Genomic DNA, 20,386 nt, shown 5'->3' with positions numbered 1-20,386 from the left:
GGGCTCCCTCGATGAGCTCGACCCATGATCCCTCGCTGGACGCCGAAGCGTCCGGCTCGCGCCTGCCCGGCTTCTACAAGCTCGACATCTCGGAGCGCGTGCAGGAGATCAGCGCCCGCACGGGCATCGACGCGGCCGAGATCCGCGCGGCGGTGGACGCCGGCGGGCTCGACCCGAGCACCGCGGACAAGCTGGTCGAGAACGTGCTCGGCACCTACGCCCTGCCCTTCGGCGTGGCGCTGAACTTCCGCGTCAACGGCCGGGATCGACTGGTGCCGATGGTGGTCGAGGAGCCGAGCGTGATCGCCGCGGCCTCCAACGCAGCGAAGATGGTGCGCGCCGCAGGCGGCTTCTCCGCGGAGATGGTCGAGTCGCTGATGACCACGCAGGTGCAGGTGTATGGGGTGAAAGACCCTGCCCGCGCCATCGCGCGCCTGGAAGCGCACGCGGCGGAGCTGCTGGAGGTCGGCAGCCGCGCAGTCCCGAACCTGGTCGAGCGCGGCGGCGGCCCCCGCTCCATCGACGTGCGCGACCTGGGTCAGGCGAGCCTGGTCGTCCACGTCCACGTGGACTGCCGGGACGCGATGGGAGCCAACCTGGTGAACTCCATCGCCGAAGCCATCGGCCCGCGGGTTGCCGAGCTCAGCGCGGGCAAGCTGGGGCTGCGCATCCTGACGAACCTGTGCGATCGCCGGCGCGTGCGCGCCACCTGCCGCGTGCACGCGAAGGATCTCGCCCTGCCCGAGGGCTCCGGCTCGGAGCCGCCGCGGCCGAGCGGCGGGGAAATCGTGGACCTGATCGTGGAGGCCTCGCGCTTCGCGGAGCTCGATCCCTACCGGGCGGCGACCCACAACAAGGGAATCATGAACGGCGTGGACGCCGTGGTGCTCGCCACGGGCAACGACTTCCGCGCCGTGGAGGCCGGCGCCCACGCCTACGCGGCGCAGTCGGGCCGCTACCGCCCGCTGGCCACTTGGCATCGCGACGGCGCCGATTTGGTCGGGAGCCTGGAGCTGCCGCTCTCCCTCGGCATCGTCGGCGGCACCCTGCGGGTGCACCCCGTCGCACGGCTCTCGCTGCGCATGCTGGACGTCACGACGGCCGCGGAGCTTCAGCACGTCGCGGCCTGCGCCGGCCTGGCGTCGAACCTGGCGGCGCTTCGCGCGCTGGCGACGGAGGGCATCCAACGCGGGCACATGTCGCTGCACGCGCGCGCGGTGGCGACGGCCGCCGGAGCCGTCGGCGACCAGGTGGAGCGCGTCGCAGCCGCGATGGCCGAGCTCGGCCTCATCACCCTCGAAGAAGCCGGACGACAGCTGACGAAGATCAAAGGAGTGCGCTGATGGCCCCGCCCCAAGGTTCCATTTCGGACCTGCTCCGCCCCGAGCTGGCGGAGCTCTCTGCGTACGCGCCGCTGGCGGGCGACTTCAGTGTCCGCCTCGACGCCAACGAGGCTCCGCCGCTGCTCTCGTCGCGGGCCCGAGCGCGCCTGGCGGAGGTCGCCGCGGACACGGCCTGGGAGCGCTACCCGGACGCGCGCTGCGAGCACCTCAAGCAGGCCATCGCCGCCAAGATGGGCGTGAGCCCCGACGAGGTGCTGGCGGGAGTCGGCAGCGACGAGGTGATCACCACGCTGCTCACGGTCTTGGCGCGTCCCCGCGACAAGAGCGGCGTCCCCACCATCCTGACCACCACGCCGACCTTCGTGATGTACCGGCAGAGCGCTCGGGTGCGCGGCATGAACGTGATGGAGGTGCCCCTCGACGCCGGCTGGGATCTGGCCGACGCCTCCCTCGCCCGCGCGCTCGAGATGACGCCGCCGAACGTGGTGTTCATCGCCACGCCGAACAACCCGACCGGCAATCTGATGAGCCGCGATCGCCTGGAGCGGCTGATTCAGGCTGCCCAGGGCGCGCTCTGCGTGGTGGACGAGGCCTACGTGGACTACTCGAGCGGCGACCACCTGGACCTGTATCGAAAGTACGACAACGTCGCGATCTTGCGCACCTTGTCCAAGGTCGGCTTCGCGGCGCTGCGCGTGGGCTGGCTGGTCGCTCGACCCGAGCTCGTGCGCGAGCTCGACAAGGCGCGCTGTCCGTACAACCTGCCGAGCGTCTCCCAGGCCCTCGCCACCACCGTGCTCACCGAGCTCGGCGACGAGGTCGCGGCGCTCGCTCGGAGCGTGAAGGAGGAACGCTCTCGCCTCTCGGCCGCGCTCGAGGCCCTGCCGCGCGTGACCCTGACGCCGAGCCAAGCCAACTTCGTCTGGGTGAAGACGGAGCGACCCGCCGGCGAGGTGTTCGACGCGCTCTGCCAGCGGAAGATCCTGGTGCGCAGCTTCCATGCTCGCGGCGGGCGGCTGGGCTCGCAGCTCCGCGTCACGGTCGGCACGCGCGAGGAGAACGACGCTTTCTTGCGGGCTCTGGCCGAGGTGACGTGAGGCGCGCGCTCGCTCCGCTGCTCTTCGCGCTCGCCAGCGGTTGCACCTTGGGCGGCGGCAACGTGATCCGCGTCTACTCGGGGCGAGAGGTCCCCGGGCCCTACATCACGCCGGAGGCCTACGCCCACTACGCGCAAGGCGTGCTCGACGAGAGCCAAGGGAACTTCGCCAAGGCCTTGCGCGAGTACGAGGCGGCGCTCGCCGACGACGACTCGAGCCCCGACCTCTGGACCCGCGTGGCAGCCGTCCAGTGCCGCCTCGGCAAGGACCCGACCCGGGCCTTCCAGAGGGCCGAGTCCCTGGATCCCGATTTTTCGCCGCTCTGGCGCGAGCGGGCGCGCTGCGCGGTCGATCGCAACGACGCGGCGCGCGCGCTCCCGCTGGCGGAGCGCGCGGTGGCGCTCGACCCCCTCGACCCGGCCGCTTCGCTCCTGGTGGCCCGGGCGCTGGAGAAGCTCGGGCGCCCCGCGGACGCCCGGCGCTGGCTGCTCGCGCTCGCACTCTGGGATCCGACCTCCAAGCCGGCTCGCCTCCGGTTGCATCCCACCGAGCCGACCCCCGCTCGGCGCTCCGACCCGCTCGGCGCGCGAGGCCCGGGCGAACGCCGCGCGAGCGTGGAGGACGTGGACCGTGCCCTCCGTTTCGGCGACACCGCGGCCGCGCGACGCGCGGCCAAGAGCATGGGACTAGGTCCCTCCGCCCTCGCGCTCCGCGCCGCGGCCCTGGGCGACGCCGCGCTCGCCAAGACCGAGGCCGAGCGGGTGCTGGCCGCCGATCCGGACGACAGCGACGCGCTGATCGCGCTGCTCGTGGCCGCGACGCTCGCCGGGGATCAGCCTGCCTACGAGACGGCGCTCTCCGCGCTCGGGCCGGAGCCCCTCGCGCCCAGCCCGCTCGGCGTGCGCCTGCTCGGCGAGCTGCTCGGGCGCCGCGCGGGGTCCGAGGCCGCGGAGATCTGGCGCTCGATCTGGGCGTTGCCGGCGGCCACGGATCGCCTGGAAGCCGCCGTCGAGCAGCGCGCGGGAACACCGAATCAGTGAATCTTCACCTTGGGCGGCTTCTTCGGCTTCTCGAGCTTCTTCGCGTCGAACTCTAGCTCCAGGTTCAGCTCGACGGTCTTGCCCTCCTCGACCTTCACCTTCTGCTGCGTGGTCGCCATGATCGAGGGTAGGAGCGCGTTGACGCTCACCTCCCCCACGGGCACACCGCTGATCTCGAACTTCCCGTCCAGACCCGTCACGTCGAACGTGGCGTACTTCAGCACGAAGACGTCCGCGGTCATGAACAGGTGCATCTGGTCGATCAGCGTGTAGCGTCCGGGCACGTGCGGGTAGAGCTTCACGGCCGAGCCGCCCGGAACGGCGATCATGTCCGCGCGCATCTGCCCGCCCATCAACTTGGGCACGTAGGGCTCGCCGTCCTTGCTGAGGACGTCGATGCGCTGTCCGTAGGTCAACGCGATGGTGCGGCCCGGAAACGCGCAGCCTTCGGTGTTCAAGATCACGGTCTGCCCCTTGGCCGGGACGAACCCTTGGTACTCGGTCACGGTGACCAGGACGTCGGCCAGGCTTCGCACCATGCCTTCGCGAAACAGGCGCCCGTAGACGGCGCGCGCCGGCTTGCACTTGTCGGGGATCTTCTCGACGACCTCCGCCAACACCGGCGGCGGGTCGCCCTTGATGCTCACGACACCGCGCACCGTGCCGGTGGGTCCGCTGTAGGGTTGCTCGTTCTTCGGGTTCACCTGCTGGCGCACGCTGTCCTCGGAGAACGGCGTCGCGTTCATCACGAACGGCGCGGACGCGCTGGGCGCGGCGCTCGAGCTGGGCTGGGCGCCCGCGTCGGCGGACGGCCCTCCGGAGCGCCCGCAGGCGCCGACGGAGATGGCGGCGATGGCAACCGAGGTGGCACCGAGGAGGGGGCGAACGCAGCTCAAGGGGACTCCGAAGATGCTCTGGTAGCGCGATAACCCAACGAATTCCAAAACTTTTTTCTGAGCAACGGCGGCGAGGAAGAATTCCGGTCGGGGCACGTACCACGGCCGGTTGCAATCTCGGGGCCGACCCTTCCGGGATGTTTGTGGACCCGCAATAAGCTGTGTAACGTCCCGACGCCCCCGATTCGGGCGCAAGAGACAAGGAATCGTCGATGCAGACTCGCTCCCGCTCCTTCACCGTCTTTGCCGCCACCGCGCTCATCGCGGGGGCTCTGTTGGCGTGCAAGAAGAAGACTCCGCCCCCCACCACCGATCCGGGCACCGGCACGGGCACCGGCACGGGCACCGGCACGGGAACGGGAACCGGGACGGGCACCGGAACGGGAACGGGCACGACCACGCCGAGCTTCGACTCGACCAAGCTCTACAAGGTCGGCGAGACGGCCAAGGCGCCCGACTTCTCGATGACCATCGAAAACGTCAAGGAGTGCAAGGTCCCGTACTACTTCAAGCCCAAGAAGGGGAACATCAAGCTGGGCGTCGAGGTGCAGCTCGAGGGCAGCGCCGACAAGGACGTGCCGGTGAACCCGTTCTACGCGAAGGTCACCGACGGCGACGGGTACTCGTACACCAGTACCTTCGGCGGCTGCGATCCGGAGCTCAAGAGCGTGCGCATCACCAAGGGCGAGAAGGCCAAGGGCTGGATCACCTTCGAGGTGCCGCAGAAGGCCAGCAGCCTGAAGCTGACCTACAACCCGTTCATCATCAGCACGGTGAAGCAAGAAGTGAAGTTCGACCTGGGCCGCTGACGGAGAGACCGGCTCGAATCCCGACGGGGCGCTGGCGACGGCGCCCCGTTTCATTTTGTCCAGGGTTCGGTCGGGAGAGAACCGCCAAGACGCCAAGAAGAAGACCAAGTTCGCCAGGAAGAATTCAATTCAGGACTTCTGAGCTTCAGAAATCTCCGACTTGGCGAACTTGGCGTCTTCGCGGTCACCCGTGGGTCTAGGGGGTGTCCCTAGTTCGGTTCGGGACCGGGCGGCCCGATTCGCGCCGCTCGGCGGTCAGCCGAGCCCCGGAATCACTTGAACAGTCTGGTCATGATCAGATCTCGAGCCGCCAATGAGGCGTGAGTGCGAGGACCGGCCGGGGCCGGCGCCGGCCGTTTCCACCGAACGCCAGGGTCGCGTAGCGCTTGCTGCCGCCAGCGGAGCGCGAATTTGGGACACCCCCTAGTTCACCACCAGCTTCGCCGCGCTCGCCATGTCCAACGACCAGCCCGGCGCGATACCGAGCGCGAAGACCAGGACCGCAGCGAGCACCAGCGCGCTCGACACGAACGCGGAGCGCATCGGGACGGCCAGCTGCGCGCCCGGCGCCGGCTCGCGCATGTACATGAAGACCATCACGCGCAGGTAGTAGTAGGCGCCCACCAGGCTGTTCAAGAGGCCGACCACCGCGAGCACGTAGAGCTCCGCGTCGATGGCCGCGCGGAACACGTAGAGCTTGCCGAAGAAGCCCGCGGTCGGCGGGAGCCCGGCGAGCGAGAGCAAGAACACGCTGAAGGCCAGCGCCGAGGCCGGGTGGCGCTTGGCGAGGCCGGCGAGATCTTCGTAGCTGGTCGCCTCGGCGCCCTTGCTGCCGCAAAGGATCAGCGCGCCGAACGCGCCAGCGGTCGAGACGGTGTAGGTCAAGAGGTAGAAGAGCACGCTCGGCTGACCGTCCGCCGAGCGCATGGTCGCGACGACGCCGACCAGCGCGTAGCCAGCGTGGGCGATGGACGAGTAGGCGAGCATGCGCTTCACCGAGCTCTGGCGGCCGGCCACCACGTTGGCCACCGTCATGCTGAGGACCGCGAGCGTGGCCAAAGCCGGCGGCCAGCCGGTGCCCCAGCTCATCAGGCGCTCGTCGCCGAAGGCCACGACCAGGACGCGGAGCAGCACCGCGAACGCCGCCGCCTTGACCGCGACGGCCATGAAGCTGGTCGCGGGGGTCGGTGCGCCCTCGTAGGCGTCCGGCGTCCACATGTGGAACGGCACCGCGCTCACCTTGAAGGCGAGCCCGACCAGCGTCAGCACCAGCGCCAGGAGCACCGGCGCCACCGGGACCACGCTCCCCTGCTGCCCGATGCTCTTGATGGCCTGGCCGATGCCGACCAGATCGGTGTGGCCGGTCGCGCCGTAGAGCAGCGCGGCGCCCAGCAGCATCAGCGCCGCGGCAAAGCTCCCGAGCAGGAAGTACTTCAGCGCGGCCTCCGCCGCCCGCGGGCTGCGCCGGAGGCCGACCATGCAATAGACGCCGAGCGACATGGTCTCCAGCGCGACGAACAAGCTGAGCAGATCCCCAGCCGCTGCCAACGTCATGGCGCCCACGGTGCTGAGCAGGAGCAGCGGGAAGAACTCTCCGCGATCGATGCCGTGCTCCGGCAGGTAACCGCCGGCGAGGAGCGCCGCGAAGGTGCCGCCGATGCACAGCACGAAGCAGAAGAAGACCGTGAACCGGTCCATCACCAGGTAGGGGCGCGTGGCCTCGAGGCCCGGTAGGTTCTCCGGGCCCACCGACCAGACGCCGATGCTGAAGGCAGCGCCGGCGATCAGCACCACGGCCGCGACCAGCGCCAGCTCGCCGGAGCGACCCGAGCCCGCGTCGGTGGGGTTGTCGGCGTCCGCCGGCGGCTTGCCGAAGGCCTCCGCCAGCATGAGCAAGAGCGTGCCGAAGCCGACCGAGAGGATGGGCGAAAGCCCGAACCAGAGCGTCATTGCGCACCTCCCGGCGACGGCTGGGGACTCGGCGCGTCGACCGCGGCGGTCTTGGTCTCGTCCTGCTTGCCGTCCGCGCCCTCGGGCTTGGGCGGCTCCGGGTAGCCGGTCTCGAGCACCCCGCCTTTGCGCGGGCGGAGGCGAGCCTTCGTGGCACCGGGCTCCATGTCCATGTAGGCCTTGCGCCCGTCCTGATAGCCCTCGATGACCGTGCCCACCGAGTCCCGCGCGCGGTCCAGGAACACGTTCGGGAAGAAGCCGATCACGAAGATCAGCGCGATCAGCGGCGCGAGCGCCAGCGTCTCGCGTACGTTCAGATCGGGCAAGCCCTTGTTCTTGGGGTTCGAGAGCGGCCCGAAGAACATCTTCTGAACCAACGACAGCATGTAGACCGCGGCCAGGATCACGCCCGCCGTGGCCAGCGTGGCCTGGAGCATGCCGTGGGAGCCGAGCGGCAGCGAGACGAAGGTGCCCATGATCACCAGGAACTCGCCGACGAAGCCGTTGGTGCCCGGCACGCCGATGCTGGACATGGTCACGATCACGAACACCGCCGTGTAGATCGGCATCACCTTGGCCAGGCCGCCGAACTCGCGGATCTCGCGGGTGTGGCGCCGGTCGTAGATCACGCCGACCAAGAGGAACAGCGCGCCGGTCGAGATGCCGTGGTTGACCATTTGCAGGAGCGCGCCCTCGACGCCGGCGCGCGTCGCCGCGAACAGGCCGAGCATCACGAAGCCCATGTGGGCGACCGACGAGTAGGCGACCAGGCGCTTCACGTCGTCCTGCTTCCAGGCGACGAGCGCGCCGTACAGGATGCCGCCGCCGACGGCCAGGCCCGCCAGGTTCGCTGCGGCCGACCAGGCCGGGCCGGCGAACATGCCCATGCAGAAGCGGATGTAGCCGTAGGTGCCGAGCTTCAGCAGCACCGCCGCCAGGATGATCGAGCCACCCGTCGGCGCCTGGACGTGGGCGTCCGGCAACCAGGTGTGGAACGGGAACATCGGCACCTTGATGATGAACGCCAGGAGGAACGCGCCGAAGCAGAGCAGCGCCGCGGTCTTCGGCAACACCAGGTTCTTCAGCGCCAGGTAGTCGAAGGTGACGAAGCCGGCGATCGAGTTGTGCGACCACACCATGTAGAGGATGGCCGCGAGCATCAGCACGCTACCGGCCATGGTGTAGAGGAAGAACTTGTAGGCAGCCTTGATCTTCTCGACCCCGCCCCAGATGCCGATCAGGATGACCATCGGCACCAGCATCAGCTCCCAGAACACGTAGAACAGGAACAGGTCGAGGGAGACGAAGGCGCCCAGCATGGCGCCGTGCAACAAGAGCAGCGAGAAGCACAAGTCCTTGGTGCGGGCTTTGATGCTGCCAAACGACACGTACGCGGCGATCGGCGTGGTGAAGGTGGAGAGCAGCACCAGCCAGGTCGAGACGCCGTCGACGGCCACGTGGTAGCGGATGCCGAAGGTCGGCAGCCAGTCGCGGATGTACTGGAAGTGCCAGCCGGCGGTCATCGGCACGCCGAGCAGCCAGAGCGACGCCAGGAAGTCCAGCCCCAGCACCAGCATGGTGAAGCGGCGCAGGAGCTTCGGCGATTGTCGCGGCAAGAACAGGATCGAGATCGAGCCGAAGATGGGCAGGAAGACGATCACGTTCAGCAGGTTCGGCCACTCCTTGGGCGTCGCCGCGTCCGCCGCGACCTCCTTGGCGGGCCAGAGGCCCATCACCAGGAGCACCGACAGCGCGGCGACGACGCCGATGGCGATGCGCTCGAACAGACCTTGGCGGCGCGGGATGAGCAAGCCCGCGATGAACGCCGCCAGGTACGGCCAGGCCTCGAAGGCCAGTTTCATTCCGGGGCTCAATGCACGTCTCCAGGTTGGTGCTGGTGGGGCGGCTCAGCGGGGTTCGGGCGCCCCGGCGGCGGCATGCGCATCGGCATGCCTCCTGGCGGCGGCTGGCCGGGCTCCGCGCCCGGTTGGGGCAGGCCGCCTTGCGGGCGCAGCGGCACGGGCCGATTCTGGCCGGGGAGCACGCCGCGGAGCTGCCCGTCCGGCCCTTGCTCCACCTGAATCACGCCGGGTCCCGGTCCCCGTGAGGCGTCGAGCTTCGGGCGGCTGAGCACGATCTCGCGCTTCGACACGCGCTCGAAGGCGTTCTTCACCTCGAGCACGACCTTCTTGCTCTTGCCGCGCTCGAGCGGGACCGGCAGCGTCGCCTGCGACGAGAACCGCTCGGAGTCGGGCTTGCCGTCGCCGTCGCTGTCCCAGCGATACTGGTAGCCGAGCCCCGGCGCCGCGCTCACCTCGTAGGTGCCGCCCGCCTCGTCGGGCTTCACGGTCACGCTGGCGTGAGGCGCGATGAAGAACCAGCCGAGGCCGCCGGCCCCGACCACCATCACGGCGGCGTAGGCCTGCGCGTGGCCGGTCTGGACGAAGCGCAGGCCCGTGCCCGCCGCCGCCACGACGAACGACGTGAGGCGGGCGACGATGCCGTCCACGACCACCTTGTCGAACACCACGGCGAACTCCGCCAGCGAGTCCACTGCGCCGATGATGGTCTCTTCGTAGAGCTCGTCGACGCGCCACTTGTCGTAGACCAGCGCGTGCAGGCCCGGGAACTTCTCGGCCAGCATCTTCGCCGGTCCGCCCGCCTGCTGCATGTAGACGTAGAAGGCGCCGCCGGCTCCGGCGACCAGCGCCAGGAGACCCGGCGCCATCAGCGGCCACATCAGCGACTGTGAGTTGGGGTGGAGCACGACGCCGGGTCCCTTGGTGCCCGCGGCGACCACCTCCTTGGTGCCGTTGGCGAAGGAGAAGACCGGCTCCAGGAAGTGCTCGAGGGGCGCGATGTGCAGCGGATGCGCGTTCAAGAAGCCCGCCACGACGCTGAGCCCACCCAGGATCAGGATCGGGGCCGTGATCTGCCACGGGCTCTCCTTGGGCTTCGGGCCCTCGAGCGCCTCGCCGTGGTGGCCGTGGTGCTCGTCGTGGTGCTCCTCGTGCTCGGGCTCCTTCCAGCCCTTCACGACCTTCCAGCCCTTGAAATCGCCCCAGAAGATGCCGAACACGAGCCGCGACATGTAGAACGCGGTCATCACCGCGCCGATCACGCCCATGGCGTAGAGCACGGTGGGGCCCCAGCTGGGCCAGCCGAACATCTGAAGCGCCACCTTGCCGGTGCGCGGGTCGATCATCTTGCCGTCGGGGATCGGGAACGCGACGCTGGACGTGTAGGCCTTGAACAGGATCTCGTCCTTGGAGAAGAAGCCGCTCGTACCCGGCACGCCGATGATGGCGACCCACGCCATCACGAAGGCGGCGAAGGTGAACGGCATGTACTTCTTCATGCCGCCCATGTTGCGCATGTCCTGCGACGCATCCGTGTCGTGGATGCGCTTGTGCATGGCGTAGATGACGGAGCCAGCGGCGAGGAACAGACAGGCCTTGAAGAAGGCGTGGGTGACCACGTGGAAGAAGCCGGCGGTGAAGGCGCCCACGCCGACGCCCAGGAACATGTAGCCGAGCTGACTGACCGTGGAGTAGGCCAGCACCTTCTTGATGTCGTTCTGGACGAAGGCGATGCTGGCCGCGAGCAGCGCGGTGAAGGCGCCCACCAGGGCGATGGTGAACATCGCGGCCGGCGACAGCACGAACACGCCCGCCATGCGGCAGACCAGGTAGACGCCGGCGGTCACCATGGTGGCGGCGTGGATCAACGCGCTGACCGGGGTCGGGCCCGCCATCGCGTCCGGCAGCCAGACGTACAGCGGGAACTGGGCGCTCTTGCCGGCGCAGCCCAGGAAGAGCGCCAGGCCGACCAGCGTGGCAGCGGTGACGAAGCGCGGGCGGTTCAGCCACTCGGCGACGGACGGCAGGCTGTTCTGGATCAGGCCCGTGCCCGGCACCTGGTTGCCGATGGGCCACATCTGCACCTTGGTGAGCAGGTTCATGCGCCCGCCCTCGATGCCCGACCAGTCGAGCGACCCGACGTAGTAGAGGATGAGCGCCATCGCGACGATCAGGCCGAAGTCGCCGATGCGGTTGGTGATGAAGGCCTTCTTGCCGGCCGCCGCGTTCTGCTCGCCCTCGAACCAGAAGCCGATGAGCAGGTAGCTGCACAGGCCCACGCCCTCCCAGCCGACGAACAGGACCGGCAGGCTGTTGCCCAGGATGAGCACCAGCATCGAGAAGACGAACAGGTTCAGATAGGCGAAGAAGCGGTGATAGCCGGCGTCCTGCTCCATGTACTTGGTCGAGTACAGGTGGATCAGGAAACCGACCCCGGTGACGACCAAGCTCATCACGCCGTTCAGCGCGTCGAAGGAGAAGGCGACCTCGAGGGGCACCTGCGCCATGTCGTGGCGGCCCGAGACTCGGACCCACTCCCAGCCCTGCCAGATGAAGCGCACCGCGCCCTCGGCGCCCTTGGCGTGGGCCGCGGCCTGCGCGTTCCGGAGCAGCAGGAAGGAGACCAGGCTCGCCAGGAAGGAGCCCCCGACGGCGACGAGCGCCATCATGGTGACCGCCTGCTTGCCCAGGCGCTTGCCGAAGATGCCGTTCACGATGGCGCCGATCAGCGGCAGCGCCAGGATCACCGCGAGCAGCGCGAACTCGCCGGGGGGGAAGATTTTCTGAAGCCCGTCCATCGTCGCTCCTTCAGTGCTTCAGCGTGTCCGCCTCGTCGCTGTTGACGGAGGCCTTGAGCCGGTAGAACGACAGCACGATGGCGAGGCCCACCGCGGCCTCCGCCGCCGCGACGGCGATGATGAAGAAGGCGAACATGTGCCCGTTCATGCTGTCGCCGTGCTGCCGGTTGTAGGCGACCAGCATCAGGTTCACCGCGTTCAGCATCAGCTCGATGCTCATCAGCTGAACCAAGACGTTCCGGCGCACCAGGAAGCCCACCGCGCCGATCACGAAGATGACCCCGGCGAGGAGCACGTAGTGCTGCACGAGCTGACCCATCATCGGCCGGCCTCCTTCGACAAGGGGCGCTCGGCGTCCCGCGGGTGCAGGGGTCCGGCGAACAGGCGCTTGGTCTCGTGCCCGGTGGGCCGCGCCTTCTTGGCGTGGGGCTTGCTGCGGGCCACGGCGATGGCGCCGACCACCGCCACGATCAAGAGCGCGGTGGCGATCTCGAACGGCACCAGGCCCTGGCGGAAGAGCAGGCCGCCCACGGCTTCGGTGGAGCCGAAGTCCGCGCGCACCGGGCCGAGCGGCACCGGGTCGCCCCAGCCGCCGCGCAGGCCGAAGAACGCGCCGGCGCCGAGCAGGAGCAGCAAGATCGCGGCACCCCAGCGCGAGAGCCGGAGCTTCGCCGGTTTGTCGCCGAGGTTCGCGTCCGGGCCGAGCAGCATGATCACGAACACGAACAGGACGACGACCGCCCCGGCGTAGACGATCAGCTGTATCGCAGCCAGGAACTGCGCTGCCAGCTTCAAGAACAGCGCGGCGATGCCCACGATCGTCGCCAGGAGACCCACCGCGCCGCGGATCGGGTTCTTGGCTGCGACCGTGCTCACCGCGCCCACCAGCGCGACCAGCGCGCACACGCTGAAGAAGAGGGATCCGACGCTCATGCTACGAGCTTCTTGGTCTGGGACTTGCCGCCGGTCAGGACGTAGTCCTCGAACTGTTTGCGGAACTTGCGCACGAACGACAGCGCGGGTTGGGCCGCGCCGTCGCCGAAGGCACAGATGGTGTTGCCGGTGATGTCCGACGCGATGCGGTGGATTTGGTCGAGCTCGTCCATGGTGGCGCGCCCCTCCACGATCTTGTCCAGGATGCGCTCGATCCAGCCGCAGCCCTCGCGGCAGGGCGTGCACTGCCCGCACGACTCGTGCCGGTAGAAGCGCATCAGATTGTGCAGCGCCAGCACCGGGTCGGCGTCCTCGGACAGCACGATGGCGCAGCAGGTGCCGAGCATGCCGCCCACCGCGCGGAACGTCTCCACGCCCATCGGCAGGTCCAGGATGCTCTTGCCGTTGTAGGGGTCGAAGCGCGGATCCCCCGGAACCTTCACCAGCTCGTCCGGCAGCATGACCGGACACGACGAGCCGCCGGGGATCACCGCCAAGAGCTTCTTGTCGCCCAAGATGCCGCCGCCCAGGTCGTAGATCAGCTCGCGCAGCGTGAGCCCGACCGTGCACTCGAAGACGCCGGGGTTCTTCACGTGGCCGCTGACCCCGAACAGGCGCGCGCCGCCGTCGTTGAACGCGTACAGCTCGGACAGCTTCCCGAACGCCTCGCCCCCCATGCCGATGACCGTCGGCACGATGGCGATGGTCTCCAGGTTGTTGACCGTGGTCGGGCAGCCGAACGCGCCGTATTGGGCAGGGAACGGCGGCTTGAAGCGCGGCTCGCCCCGGCGACCTTCGAGCGAGTTCAGGAGCGCCGTCTCCTCACCGCAGATGTAGGCGCCCGCGCCGGTCTGCACGTAGACCTCGACGGGGTAGTCGAGACCGAACGGCTTGGCGCCGAGGTAGCCCTTCTTCTTTGCCTCCTCGATCGCACCCCACAGGCGCTCCTTCGACAGGTGCAGCTCGTCGCGCACGTAGATGTAGGCTGCGTGCGCGCCGATGCCGAAGCAGCCGATGATGCAGCCCTCGATCACGGAGTGCGGGTTCTTCTCCATGATCGTCCGGTCCTTGAAGGTCCCGGGCTCGCCTTCGTCGGCGTTCACCACCAGGTAGCAGGGCTTCTTGCTCTCCTTCGGCATGAAGGTCCACTTCGTGCCGCAGTCGAAGCCGGCGCCGCCACGCCCGCGGATCTTGGCCTTCTTGACCTCCTCCACGACAGCGTCGCGGCTCATCCCCAGAGCCTTCCTCGCGTTCCTGTAGCCGCCCTGGGCCTCGTACGCCGCGAGCGTGTGGCCGTCCGGCTTGGCGTAGGAGTGAGACAGATAGGTGGTCGTCTTGAACATGGGACCATCACTCCGAGGTGAGCTGGTCGAGCAGCTTGTCCACCTGCTCGGGGGTCAGGTTCTCGTGGTAGGTCTTGTCGACCTGCATCATCGGCGCGGTGCCGCACGAAGCCAGGCACTCCGCGGTGCGCAGCGTGACCTTGCCGTCCGCGGTGGTCTCACCGGCGTGGATCTTCAGGCGCTTCTCACACTGGTGCAGGATCTGGTCGGCGCCCCTGAGCGCACACGACAGGGTGCGGCACACCCAGACCTGGTGCTTGCCGGGCGGCGACTGGTTGAACAGGGTGTAGAAGGTGACGACGCCCTTCACGTGGGCGGTGCCGACCTCGAGCTTGTCGGCCACGAACTGGATCACCTCTTCGCTGACCCAGTTCTGGTTGGCCTCCTGACAGAGGTGCAGGACCGGAATGGTCGCCGCCATCTTGTTCGGGTAGCGCGCGAGGATGCGTTCGAGCTCGCGCTCCTGCTCCCCGCTGAGAGAAAAAGCCATGTTCGGGATTCCGTGTGGCGGTTGGGGCGTCCCCCCGCGCGAGGCCGAGGGCCCCGACCCGGGGTCCCGAGTGGGCGCGGCGCCGGGCATTTCGAGCGGGCCGTGCCGACCCGGGGCGTCGGGCGAGCGCACCCTAATGAGCGCCAAAGCGCGGTGTCAAGGCGGGTGTGGGCCCTCGAAATTTCAATCCTTCTGACTTGAGAACCGCCCTCGACCGCATGTAGGCTGGCGCCGCTCGGCGGTAACTCCCGAGGCGGAGGTGACGCGTGTTTTGCCCGAACTGTGGGACGCAGAATCCGGATACGGCCAGCACTTGTACGAAGTGTGGGTTCAACTTGAAAGGCGCCGCCGCCCCTAAGTTCAAGGGGACGATGCTGATGATGAACCCGCAGCCCGGAGCGCCGGCCGCTCCGCGCCCGGGCGCGCCAGCAGCACCCGGCGCACCAGCTGCGCCGGTGCCTTCGGCACCCAAGCCGCAGCTGAAGGGAACGATGCTCGGCGTGGCCCCGCCCTCCATGGGCTCGGCGCCGCAGCCTCCGGGCCCCGCGCCAGCTCCGGCCCCAGCGCCGCCGCCGGCTCCGGCTCCCGCCGGCCTCGGCGGCCCGGCGGATCCGCTCGGCGGCACCATGGTCGCGCCGCCCGGCGGTCCGGCACCGGGCTTCCCGCCGCCCGGTGCTCCCCCGCCCGACGCGGGTCCGCCTCCCGGCTTCGGCGGTCCCCCGCCCGGTGGACCGCCCCCCGGCTTCGGTGGTCCGCCTCCCGGTGGTCCGCCGATGGGTGGACCGCCTCCCGGTGGCCCCATGGGTGGTCCGCCTCCCGGTGGCCCCATGGGTGGTCCGCCTCCCGGTGGCCCCATGGGTGGTCCGCCTCCCGGTGGCCCCATGGGCGGACCGCCTCCCGGTGGTCCCATGGGTGGTCCGCCGCCCGGCGGCCCGATGGGCGGTCCTCCCGGTGCTCCTCAATCTCCGTACGGCCCACCGCCTGCGCCGCAGGGATTCGGCCCCGCGCCGGGTGCGCCTGCAGGCTTCGGCTCCCCGGGTGGCGCCATGCAGGTTGCCGGTGCGGCGCCCATGATGGGCGGCTACGGCGGCGGCGCCCCGGCGGGTGGCTTCGGTCCCATCGGGCAGACGCGCAATCCGATCATGCAGCTGGTCATCGGCTGCATCTGCGGCTTCTACCTGCTCTACGTGATGTGGGTGGAGATCAACGAGCTCAAGTCCTTCCGCGGCAAGGACGACATCAACCCGATCATGTTCTTCGTGCCGATCCTGAACTTGATCTTGTTCTGGGGTCTGCCGGAGAAGGTGCTCGAGGCCAAGCAGATGGCCGGCGTGCCGAACGCGCAGGTGCCTCACCCGATCCTGTACTTGTTCCTGTGGCCGTATTTCCTGACGGCCGACCTGAACGAGATCTGGCAGGCGGCAGGCGGCGGGAGATAGAGATCTTCTCTCTCCGATGCTCGCCGCCACGCCTCGCGACACTTCCCACGGGCGAAAGGGCCGGCGCCGGTCCCGGCCGGTGTTCTCACTCTCCTCACTCTGGCCAACCGTGATCTGACCGAGCCAAGACTCGAAAAGTAGCGGCGGGCTCGGCCTGCGGCCTCGCTGCTACTATGACCCTAAGATGAATGGCGCTGCCGTCACTGCCGATCCCGCTGGGCCGCTCGGGTTTCGACCCGGGTGGCCCAAGCGCCTTCTGATCGTCGCGCTCGTCATGTCTCCGCTCTTCGCGGTGGTGCTGGTGGACGTGCCGAGCTGCCCGACGGCGGCCATCTTCGGCATCCCCTGCCCCGGCTGCGGGCTCACCCGCGCGACGCTCGCGCTGCTGCGCGGAGAGCTCCGCGCGGCGCTCCACTTCCACCCGCTCGTGTTCCTGGCCACGCCTTTGTACTTCGGCATGATCGGCAGCGTGGCGTGGGGCTACGTGCGTGGCGGCATCGAGAAGATCCCGAACAGCCGCTTGACGAAGGCCATCACGGCGTTCGCGCTGGTGGCGTTCGTGTTGCTCATCGGCGTGTGGCTCGCGCGCTTCTTCGGGGCGTTCGGCGGTCCGGTGCCGGTCCAGACGTTTTCGGGCTGGCGGTAGCGAACCGGCGTCCCGTCACTCCACGTGCAGCTCGCCGGCCATGCCACCCTCGGCGTGCTCGAGGATGTGGCAGTGGTACATCCACATCCCCGGCTCGTCGAACCGCGACACCAGGTTCAGCGACGCGTGCGCCTTCACGATGATGGTGTCCTTGTTCGCGAGCCTCGCGGCGCCGAGCTCCTGGAAGAAGAAGCCGTGCAAGTGGAACGGGTGATCCATGTCGCTCTCGTTCTGCACTCCGAGCACATGGACGCTGCCGTTCGCTACCATGAGCGGTGGCACTTCCGGATAGGTCTTGCCGTTGACGGTGAAGGTGAGCTCGCCCTGATCGTCGAAGGCCTCCGCGAGCGCGATGGGGATGTCCGCGGGGGCGCTGGGGAGCTCCTCGATGACCGGGAACGCGCTCGGCAGCTGCCGGCCCTCGAGCGCCGGCCCTGCGCCGAGCACGACGCTGGCCAGCGGCGCGGGCTCCGCGCTCCCCGAGTCGTGCCCGCGGGCGTAGGGCTCGTTCCACAGCGTGAGCCGCGCGCCCGCGGTGCCGTTCGGGATCAGCACCACGTCGTAGCGCTCCCCTGGCGCGAGGAGCAGGGTGTCGGCGTCCCAGGGCACGGGGACGAGACCCCCATCCGTGCCGATGACGCGGAAGGTGTGGCCTTCCAGCCGCAGGTTGAAGAAGCGCCCGTTGGCGACGTTGACGATTCGAAAGCGCACGAGCGCGCCGCGCTGCACGGCCACAGCCGGCCGCACGGCGCCGTTGACCAGGACCACGTTGCCCTCGCGCCCCATCATCTTCGACGCGTCGTCCAAGTACTCCGGGAACGTCCCGTCCGCGTTCACGCGGACGTCGTCGAGCACCAACACCGTTTCGGCATCGACCGTCGGCTCGTCCGGGCCACGCACGCGCAAGACCCCGTACAGGCCCTTCTCCACCTGGACGTCGGAGCGGACGTGGGGGTGGAACCAGAACAGGCCCGCGTCCTTCAGCGTGAACGAGTACTCGAAGCCCTGGCCGGGCTGGACCGGCGACTGCATCGCCATGCTGCCGTCCATCGCCGCCGGCAGACGCACGCCGTGCCAGTGCACGCTGGTCGGCTCCGGCAGGTCGTTCTGGAAGTGAACCACCAGCTGATCGCCGACCTTCGCTTCGAGCAGCGGTCCGGGCACCGTCCCCGCGTAGGTCCAGACCTCGCTGGGCTCCGAGCCTGGATAGGTCTTCTGCGCAGGGTGCGCGCGCAGCGTGACCTCGAGCACGTCCGGGTCCGGGCTTGCGTCCTCGAGCGCCGGCAACGACGGGAGCGGCACAGCGTCCGGCGCCGCGCGGTCTTCGCCGTCGCCGCAGCCCGCGAGCAAGAGCGCCAGGCAGAAGGCGCCGCGCCCGCTCATGGCGTGGCCGACATCTCGTTCGAGTACGGCGAGTACTCGCCGCCCTTCTTGCAGCGCAGGCGGTAGCTGTACTCGACCTTGTCCGTCGCCGTGCCGTCGTGCTCGTTGTCCACCGAGCCAGGCACGCTGAACGCCACGGCGTAGTCGGCGCTCGCGGTCTTGCGCTCGCCCTCCACGCTGTCGCAGTCCGCCTGGATGTTCTTCCAGGTGACATGCAGGCCGGCGGGCGCCATCGGCATCACCATCTCGAGCACGGGCGCCGAGAGGGCGCCGCCCGTCGAGCCGCTCTCGCCGTCGTCCGAGCCGCACGCCGTCGCGAGCAGCAGGCCAATCACCATCGTCAACTTCGGGTTTCGCATGTCTTCCTCATGAGCTCGCGGTCGGTGCGCCCTCGGCCAGCCACGCCGCGAGGGGCGCGACCGGCAGGCTCAACGTCTCGAGACCCGGCAAGATCAGGTCGCGGAGCGCCGTCTGGAGCGCCTCCTCGATCAGCTCGCCGCTCGGGGCGCCCTGCCCCACGAAGGTCGCCGTGGCCGGGTAGTCGCGCGGCGCCTCACGCCACATCCTCAGGTTCGCCCGGGCAAGCGCCGGCAGCCAGGGGCCGATGTCCGCGCGTGCGCCCGGCGGAAGGCTCGCCAAGAACGCCCAGCCGAGGCGCGCGTGGTCCACCTCGTCGCTGAGCAGCTCCTTGAGCGCGCGCTGAGCCATGGGCCCGCTCGCTGCCCCGGAGGCCGTCTCCAAGAACCCCGCAGCCAGCGTCTCGTTGAAGCAGCACTGCCCGACGACCCACAGCGCTCGGCGCAGCTCCTCGGAGGCGCGCGCGTGCTTCGGGTAGTCGAACGGCAGCGCCTCGGGGAGATCCAGCTCGCGGGCCGCGAAGCACGACGCCGTGAAGCGGCAGATCTCCGCGTGGCGGTGCTCGTCGTCGATGGCGCGGTGGGCCATCGCGACCAAGGCCGAGTCGGCGCGGAGCGCGGACAACGCGTCGCGGATCACCTCGAAGGAGCTGGCGACGCGGTACTCCGTCGCCGAGCGGGCCAGCCACACGCGCGCGAGCTCGGCGCGTTCGGAGTCCCCCAGCGCGTCCACGCTCGGGTCACCGCTCAGGAGCTCGCGGCTCGTGAGCTTCCCTCCCCAACGGCCGTCGGCGCGGATCTTCATTTCGTGATGGGCCAGCCGGCGTCGCCGTCGGCGCCCGCGTCGAGGTCGTGAGCGTCGGCGCCGGCGTCGCCGGGCGCGCCCGCGCCACCCGCCGCGCCGCTCGCGCCACCGCTGCCCGCGTTCCCCGCCGCGCCGCCCCCTCCCGACGCGGCGCCCGCTGTACCGCCTGCGGACACCCCGCCGCTGCCTGCGCCCGCGGCGCCTCCTGCGCCGGAGTCCGTGCTCTCACCGCCGCACGCGCCGGAGCCGAGGGACATTCCCGCGAGAATCACGGCGTGAAAGAGCTTGCTCCGCCCCAGGTGCATGCCCCGACAGCTAGCTCAGCGATGGGCTTCGCGCAACTGCACTGTCTCCGTTCGGGCCAGATTGCCGTCGCCGCCTTTCAGATCTAGGCGACCACGCGAGCTCGATGCACCGACACGTTCCAATCGCAGCCGGGGTCGGGCTGTCCATCGCACTGGTGGCCGCCGCCGCCGCGCTCAGGCCGGAAGTTGCCCAGGCCGAGCCGGTCCTCACGGTCGTCGGGCCGGGCGACCTCCCTGCACCGGGGGTGACGCTCTGGTGCGGCTGGTTCGACCCTCTCGCCGGCCCGACGCACAAGGCGCGCTTGCCCAGGGTGTGGGTCCGCGGAGTGAGCGACTCGGGCGGGCGTTTGCGCTTCGCAGGCGATCCTGAGGACTGCGTGCTGCGCGGCGACGGCGTCACGGTGTTGGGGGACCGAGAGGTCTCCATCGTCTCGGGCGCGGCGCGAGCCAGCGTAGTGCCGAGCTTCCGCTGCGAGTCGGCGCTCGTCGCCGTCGAACGCGACGCGGACTGGCTGCTCGCCTGGTACCGCGCCGGGAAGGGGTTCCGCGGTCTCCGCGCCGCCACAGCCCCCGCCCTGCTCGAGACCACTCGTCAGCTCTGGCGCGAGGAGGGCGAACGGCGAGATCGCCACGACCTCGTGCGGGACTGCGCGCTCGTGGTTGCGACCTCACGCATCATCGAAGCGACGCAAGCGCTCGGAGCCCTGACGCGCCCCTTCGCCGCGGGTCACTTCCTCGCCGACGGGCAGCCCGAGATCCGCGACACGGAGTACCCCGCGCTCGACGTGCGTGTGTGGACCGCTGGAGCGCTCTGCTCCTGGGTCGACCACCCGCTGCCCGGTGAGCTGGCGGCTGCACTGCCGGACGAGTCGGGCTGCCGGCCGCGGTGACGAC

The 20,386-nt window shown here is 69.6% G+C and carries 19 protein-coding genes; 7 read left to right on the top strand and 12 right to left on the bottom strand.

The features are described from left to right. The first annotated feature begins 11 nt into the window (after positions 1 to 11). The 3 genes from HS104_40705 to HS104_40695 are packed head-to-tail and all read left to right on the top strand — an operon-like array spanning position 12 to position 3,480. On the top strand, positions 12 to 1,343 hold the full coding sequence (locus HS104_40705) for a hydroxymethylglutaryl-CoA reductase, degradative (protein MBE7486278.1): 1,332 nt from the start codon (positions 12 to 14) through the stop codon (positions 1,341 to 1,343). Then, on the top strand, positions 1,343 to 2,440 hold the full coding sequence (gene hisC, locus HS104_40700; protein ID MBE7486277.1) for a histidinol-phosphate transaminase: 1,098 nt from the start codon (positions 1,343 to 1,345) through the stop codon (positions 2,438 to 2,440). Before HS104_40705 ends, hisC begins: the two co-directional genes overlap by 1 nt. Beyond that, positions 2,437 to 3,480 carry a tetratricopeptide repeat protein gene (locus tag HS104_40695; GenBank protein ID MBE7486276.1) on the top strand — a complete coding sequence of 348 codons (1,044 nt, stop codon included), beginning with the start codon at positions 2,437 to 2,439 and terminating at the stop codon, positions 3,478 to 3,480. Before hisC ends, HS104_40695 begins: the two co-directional genes overlap by 4 nt. On the opposite strand, the gene HS104_40690 is transcribed toward HS104_40695, so the two are convergent. Then, on the bottom strand, positions 3,474 to 4,376 hold the full coding sequence (locus tag HS104_40690) for a hypothetical protein (GenBank protein ID MBE7486275.1): 903 nt from the start codon (positions 4,374 to 4,376) through the stop codon (positions 3,474 to 3,476). The two genes, HS104_40695 and HS104_40690, sit on opposite strands and share 7 nt — an antisense overlap. A gap of 212 nt (positions 4,377 to 4,588) precedes the next feature. On the opposite strand from HS104_40690, the gene HS104_40685 reads away from it, so the two are divergent. Next, a complete protein-coding gene (locus HS104_40685) occupies positions 4,589 to 5,185 on the top strand; it encodes a DUF4352 domain-containing protein (protein ID MBE7486274.1) in 597 nt (198 codons plus the stop codon). Between the two features lie 423 nt (positions 5,186 to 5,608). Here the strand turns inward: HS104_40685 and HS104_40680 are convergent, their stop codons facing one another. Genes HS104_40680 through HS104_40650 form a run of 7 tightly spaced genes read right to left on the bottom strand, consistent with a single transcriptional unit; the run spans position 5,609 to position 14,558 of the window. Continuing rightward, positions 5,609 to 7,135, bottom strand: coding sequence for an NADH-quinone oxidoreductase subunit N (locus HS104_40680; protein ID MBE7486273.1), 1,527 nt, complete (start codon positions 7,133 to 7,135; stop codon positions 5,609 to 5,611). Further along, positions 7,132 to 8,997: an NADH-quinone oxidoreductase subunit M gene (locus tag HS104_40675; GenBank protein ID MBE7486272.1), complete on the bottom strand. Its 1,866-nt coding sequence runs from the start codon at positions 8,995 to 8,997 to the stop codon at positions 7,132 to 7,134. The genes HS104_40680 and HS104_40675 overlap by 4 nt, the downstream gene beginning before the upstream one ends. Before the next feature lie 8 nt (positions 8,998 to 9,005). Beyond that, positions 9,006 to 11,792, bottom strand: coding sequence for an NADH-quinone oxidoreductase subunit L (gene nuoL / locus HS104_40670; protein ID MBE7486271.1), 2,787 nt, complete (start codon positions 11,790 to 11,792; stop codon positions 9,006 to 9,008). A 10-nt stretch (positions 11,793 to 11,802) separates the two neighbouring features. Next, complete coding sequence (nuoK, locus tag HS104_40665; GenBank protein MBE7486270.1) at positions 11,803 to 12,114, bottom strand: NADH-quinone oxidoreductase subunit NuoK; 312 nt, start codon at positions 12,112 to 12,114, stop codon at positions 11,803 to 11,805. After that, complete coding sequence (locus tag HS104_40660; protein ID MBE7486269.1) at positions 12,111 to 12,725, bottom strand: NADH-quinone oxidoreductase subunit J; 615 nt, start codon at positions 12,723 to 12,725, stop codon at positions 12,111 to 12,113. The genes nuoK and HS104_40660 overlap by 4 nt, the downstream gene beginning before the upstream one ends. Continuing rightward, the gene (gene nuoF / locus HS104_40655; GenBank protein MBE7486268.1) at positions 12,722 to 14,068 is read right to left on the bottom strand and encodes an NADH-quinone oxidoreductase subunit NuoF; all 1,347 of its coding nucleotides are present in this window, start codon (positions 14,066 to 14,068) and stop codon (positions 12,722 to 12,724) included. The genes HS104_40660 and nuoF overlap by 4 nt, the downstream gene beginning before the upstream one ends. A 7-nt stretch (positions 14,069 to 14,075) precedes the next feature. After that, positions 14,076 to 14,558, bottom strand: coding sequence for an NAD(P)H-dependent oxidoreductase subunit E (locus HS104_40650; GenBank protein ID MBE7486267.1), 483 nt, complete (start codon positions 14,556 to 14,558; stop codon positions 14,076 to 14,078). A gap of 266 nt (positions 14,559 to 14,824) precedes the next feature. Between HS104_40650 and HS104_40645 the strand changes: the two genes are divergently transcribed. Both HS104_40645 and HS104_40640 read left to right on the top strand, forming a co-directional pair. After that, positions 14,825 to 15,997 carry a zinc ribbon domain-containing protein gene (locus HS104_40645; protein ID MBE7486266.1) on the top strand — a complete coding sequence of 391 codons (1,173 nt, stop codon included), beginning with the start codon at positions 14,825 to 14,827 and terminating at the stop codon, positions 15,995 to 15,997. A 274-nt stretch (positions 15,998 to 16,271) separates the two neighbouring features. Next, positions 16,272 to 16,643, top strand: a complete 372-nt coding sequence (locus HS104_40640) for a DUF2752 domain-containing protein (GenBank protein MBE7486265.1) — start codon at positions 16,272 to 16,274, stop codon at positions 16,641 to 16,643. 15 nt (positions 16,644 to 16,658) lie between these two features. Here the strand turns inward: HS104_40640 and HS104_40635 are convergent, their stop codons facing one another. From HS104_40635 to HS104_40620, 4 genes are read right to left on the bottom strand one after another with little or no spacing between them, the layout of a single operon-like run. Next, positions 16,659 to 18,026 (bottom strand): multicopper oxidase family protein, encoded by a 1,368-nt coding sequence (locus tag HS104_40635; protein ID MBE7486264.1) that lies wholly within the window; start codon positions 18,024 to 18,026, stop codon positions 16,659 to 16,661. After that, entirely contained in the window at positions 18,023 to 18,385 is a 363-nt protein-coding gene (locus HS104_40630) for a hypothetical protein (protein MBE7486263.1), read from the bottom strand. The genes HS104_40635 and HS104_40630 overlap by 4 nt, the downstream gene beginning before the upstream one ends. A 7-nt stretch (positions 18,386 to 18,392) precedes the next feature. Beyond that, on the bottom strand, positions 18,393 to 19,187 hold the full coding sequence (locus HS104_40625; protein MBE7486262.1) for a hypothetical protein: 795 nt from the start codon (positions 19,185 to 19,187) through the stop codon (positions 18,393 to 18,395). Next, positions 19,184 to 19,492 carry a hypothetical protein gene (locus tag HS104_40620; protein MBE7486261.1) on the bottom strand — a complete coding sequence of 103 codons (309 nt, stop codon included), beginning with the start codon at positions 19,490 to 19,492 and terminating at the stop codon, positions 19,184 to 19,186. The genes HS104_40625 and HS104_40620 overlap by 4 nt, the downstream gene beginning before the upstream one ends. Before the next feature lie 104 nt (positions 19,493 to 19,596). Between HS104_40620 and HS104_40615 the strand changes: the two genes are divergently transcribed. Next, positions 19,597 to 20,382: a hypothetical protein gene (locus tag HS104_40615; GenBank protein ID MBE7486260.1), complete on the top strand. Its 786-nt coding sequence runs from the start codon at positions 19,597 to 19,599 to the stop codon at positions 20,380 to 20,382. The last annotated feature ends 4 nt before the right edge of the window (positions 20,383 to 20,386 follow it).

The organism is Polyangiaceae bacterium, from assembly GCA_015075635.1.
GTDB lineage: Bacteria > Myxococcota_A > Polyangia > Polyangiales > Polyangiaceae > JADJKB01.
Note: the sequence above shows the minus strand (reverse complement) of the source record. Positions and strands in the feature narration are given on the sequence as shown.